Here is a 4224-nt window from a genome sequence, read left to right as displayed (position 1 = left end):
GTATAGATGAGCGTCTGATCAGGCATGTTACCGACAGGAAGGGGCATGACCGGCGCTACGGCATAGATCCCACCAAGATCAGGGAAGAGTTGGGCTGGGAGCCCGAGACGATGTTCAGTGAAGGGATCAGGAAGACCATCGACTGGTACCTGGAGAACAGGCAGTGGATGGAGCATGTGACCAGTGGGTCCTACCAGCAATACTACCGGTCGATGTACGCAGGCAGATAATAAGGGAAAGAGAGAAACATACAATGGGACAGTTCACATTCACGGAGACAGAAATTGAAGGGGTGTTCATCATCGAGCCGAGGGTGTTCGGGGATGAGCGAGGCTACTTCATGGAGACCTACAACAAGGCTGACTTCAAGAAGGCCGGTATCGATTGTGAGTTCGTACAGGACAACCAGAGCAAATCCAGCAAAGGAGTCCTGAGGGGATTGCACTTCCAGATTCAATACCCGCAAGCAAAGCTGGTCAGGGTCACCAAAGGCGAGGTGTATGACGTAGCTGTTGACCTGAGGGAAGGGAGTCCGACCTACGGCAAGTATGTAGGGGCTGTCCTCACTGCAGAGAAGAAGAATCAGTTCTTCATCCCACGTGGCTTCGCCCACGGGTTCCTGGTCCTCTCCGATGAGGCAGAGTTCGTCTACAAGTGTGACGAGTTCTACCACCCCGAAGATGAGGGTGGCATCAGATGGGATGATCTATATGTGGGGATAGACTGGCCAGAGATTGACGTTGAGATTTCTCTGAGTGAGAAGGACATGCAGTATATTGGATTGACTAATGAGACTTTTGAATTGGTGAGCAGATGAAGGCTTCAGCAAAAGGGGTTCTTCAAAAGATGCTTTATTCGGTAACAGCCAATCTAACATCTTTGGCAATCTCTATTATTCTTTCTTTAATAGTCCCCAAGCTTTTGGGCATTGAACAATATGGCTATTGGCAATTATATACCTTCTATGTGAGTTATGTTGGATTTTTTCATTTTGGTTGGGCAGATGGTTTATATCTGCGATATGGAGGAAAATACTATGACGAACTAGACAAAGCACTGATGCATTCCCAATACTGGCTTCTGACTTTTTTGGAAATATTTATTTGTATAGGGATCGCATTGATTGCATTTTTTTTTATCAGAAACAGTAACAAGACGATTATTTTGATTGCAACAGGAATTAACTGTATACTAATTCTGCCAAGGACTATCCTTCAATTTCTCTTGCAAACCACTGGAAAAGTAAAAGAGTATGCGAGAAATTCAATTATAGAAAGATTACTATACGCCAGTCTTGTTTTAGTATTCTTATTTATTGGGCATCAAAATTATGAATTTATGCTCCTTGCTGATATCATCGCAAAAACTGTTGCGATGATTGGAATAGCATGGTCCTGTAGGGATATAGTATTCACTAAAGGAGTCAAACTTTCCCTTTCGATTGGAGAAGGCTGGCGGAATATATCAGTGGGAATCCAACTTTTAATCGCAAATATTGCTGGGATGCTCATTATCGGTATTGTACGTTTTTCGATAGAACAGGTGTGGGACGTTTCTACGTTTGGAAAGGTTTCTTTTTCATTGACCATCTCGAACTTGGTTTTGACCTTTATTTCTGCTGTGAGTATTGTCATCTTTCCCATAATCAAGAGAAGCGACCAAAGCAGACTTCCTGTTATTTACGAGACTGTGGGAACATTGTTGTCAGGTGTAATGGTAATATTCTTAGTTCTATATTATCCAATAAAGGTATTTCTGACATTATGGTTACCGCAATATATTGATGCTATTAGCTATTTTTCTATCCTATTCCCTTTAAGTTTATTTGAAGCAAGAAGTTCCTTGTTGATCAATACTTATTTGAAAGCATTACGAAAAGAAAGAGCAATGCTCTGGTTAAATGGGTTTTCAGTTGGACTTTCACTTGTTGTTACGGGTATAACTGTATTTTGGCTTAAGAATCTTACGCTTGCTATCATTTCGATTATTTTTCTCCAAGCGGTAAGATGTTTTGTCCCAGATTTGTTCCTGCAGAAGGAAATGGGAATGAAATATTCCTATGAAGTGTTATGGGATATATTGGTTACAATAGTATTCATTGCTTGTAACTGGTTTGTTGGAGGTTTGCAAGGATGGATTATCTATATCGTGATTATTGGCTGTGTTGGGTTCATTAGAAGAATGGAGTTTATTAACTATCTAAATATAGTGAAGGGAGTTGTTATGTAATTGCTCCGATTTTTGATCAGAAAAGTGCGTCACTTTCGGGAATAGTATCATCGGTACTGTACTAAACCGCTACGCGGTGGCCTAGGCTTTTTCTTTGCCCGACCAGCTGCATCTGTTTGATATCATCGGTACCAGGAAGGATTGTCACATTTTCCACAAAAAACGGCATTTTAGGGTAATGAAAGCGTGATTTGGCGAATTGAGGTACCGGGTAGAACTGTCACATTTTCCACATCGTCTGAAAGATAATTTTTTTTGGACCGTAGTAATCAATATTAATATTGTGAATTCTAAAAAAGTTTCTACTGTACCAATGGCTATAATGTCTCTCATGGGGCCCTCTTCTGTCTCCAGATGGCTAACACTTAGAAAGTCTCTACCAAACAGTGCGTAGCTCTCAATTCTGGTTCTGGTGGCGGCACTGCTTCCCGACGAGATTCTTGTGACTTCTGATAGATGGTATATTTTCTTAGCCGGAGCTTGCTTCATTGACGTATCGAAATTGCAAGGGTATAATCATTTAACATATCGATTTGTTTCGGCACCTCATATTTTCTGAGTGCTCATTAGGCATATTATTGTTAACAACTTGGTTTGTAGCACACTACGTAATTCTTCATCGAGGGACCGAAAAGGAGCTACGATGAAGACCAATATATTGGTACCAGGAAGAATTGTCACATTTTCCACAAAAATCGGCGTTTTAAGACACTGAAAGCGTGATTTGACGATTCGAGGTACTATCGGTATCATCGGTACCAGGAAGAATTGTCACATTTTCCACAAAAACCGGCTTTTTAGGGTACTGGAAGCGTGATTTGGCGATTTGAGGTACCGGGTAGAACTGTCACATTTTCCACACAGTTTGAGAGATGGATCGTAAGCGCACTATAAATCGCTATTCAAATCCTGTCTGAAAACCAATAGCCTCTCATCAATGGAGGCGAACAATGGAAATCAAACTTGAGGATTATCATTGGTATCATCGGTACTAGGAAGGATTGTCACATTTTCCACAAAAACCGGCATTATAGGGCACTGAAAGCGTGATTTGACGATTTATGCAATCGTAGAATGGTTGGGATTCAAAGAGGCTAAGCAGGAATAAGGTTTTATAATAATGAAAATGAATTGCAACTATACGTCGGTCTCGTACCTAATGGGAAAAAATAGCTATTTCACGACAGAGGCGGTTTGATTTGAAAAGCAAAGATCTCAGAGCCATCGTTAAGGAAATTATTGTTCCTCTATTCACTGGTTCAAAATTGCTGGAGGAAGATTTTCCTTCAGATAACTCAGAATGGAAGGTTGCCTTGCTCGAGGGGAATAGGACCATTCGTATCAAAGTTGATAAGACCGACAATTATCGCGTGGGAATTTTTAGGGAACAGCCCTTCTCGACTAATGATACATCAATCATAAAAGCAATCATTCAAGAGCTTTCTGGATATCATCAAATTCCAGCAAAATATAAAAATGAAATGCTTGTGTTATATGTTGAAAATGCCATAGCAAAATTTCTAAGTGGTAAAGATGAAGATCCTACTATTATAATTCAAGTTATCCGCGAATTGAGGAAGTGGGCCGGGAGGATGTATGAAGGGCGGGATGTCTCATTCGGTATTGAACTAGATATGAATGATGCTGGAATCGAACAGAACGAGAACATTTTGGACAATCTTGACCAAGACTATTTTGCTTTATTATCAGATGGAATCGATTCGATACTTAGAATTAACAAATCAGGCAATATACTTGGAGTTAGTCAGTGTCAAAAATGTGATGACGATATATTGAAAGTACCTTATAGATTTATAAATTTTGCACATGCGATTGGTGAGGATAATATTGGTTTTATTTTGCTGAGAAATAAAGAGATTATGATAATTAAAAATCATGAGTTGATGTTTGCTTATATATCGGTACCAGGAAGAATTGTCACATTTTCCACAAAAACCGGCTTTTTAGGGTACTGGAAGCGTGATTTGGCGATTT

The 4224-nt window shown here is 40.2% G+C and carries 4 protein-coding genes; all 4 read left to right on the top strand.

Translation table 11 applies throughout. The features are described from left to right. A partial coding sequence (locus DYP60_RS13745; protein WP_206363156.1) for a GDP-mannose 4,6-dehydratase occupies positions 1-230 on the top strand: 230 nt, incomplete at its 5' end. Between the two features lie 23 nt (positions 231-253). After that, positions 254-817, top strand: a complete 564-nt coding sequence (gene rfbC / locus DYP60_RS13740; RefSeq protein WP_117331588.1) for a dTDP-4-dehydrorhamnose 3,5-epimerase — start codon at positions 254-256, stop codon at positions 815-817. Then, positions 814-2229 (top strand): lipopolysaccharide biosynthesis protein, encoded by a 1416-nt coding sequence (locus tag DYP60_RS13735; protein ID WP_117331587.1) that lies wholly within the window; start codon positions 814-816, stop codon positions 2227-2229. The genes rfbC and DYP60_RS13735 overlap by 4 nt, the downstream gene beginning before the upstream one ends. Before the next feature lie 1199 nt (positions 2230-3428). Continuing rightward, on the top strand, positions 3429-4224 hold a 796-nt coding region (locus tag DYP60_RS13730), incomplete at its 3' end, for a hypothetical protein (RefSeq protein WP_133299358.1).

The sequence above is a fragment of the Sphaerochaeta halotolerans genome (genome assembly GCF_003429665.1).
GTDB classification, from domain to species: domain Bacteria; phylum Spirochaetota; class Spirochaetia; order Sphaerochaetales; family Sphaerochaetaceae; genus Sphaerochaeta; species Sphaerochaeta halotolerans.
The sequence above is the reverse complement of the archived record's forward strand: the minus strand, read 5'-3'. Positions and strand labels throughout refer to the sequence as shown.

What these genes read in the sequence shown, in the direction of transcription:
- rfbC (WP_117331588.1), top strand. Translation starts at nt 254, where the DNA reads ATGGGACAGTTCACATTCACGGAGACAGAAATTGAAGGGGTGTTCATC.
- DYP60_RS13735 (WP_117331587.1), top strand. Translation starts at nt 814, where the DNA reads ATGAAGGCTTCAGCAAAAGGGGTTCTTCAAAAGATGCTTTATTCGGTA.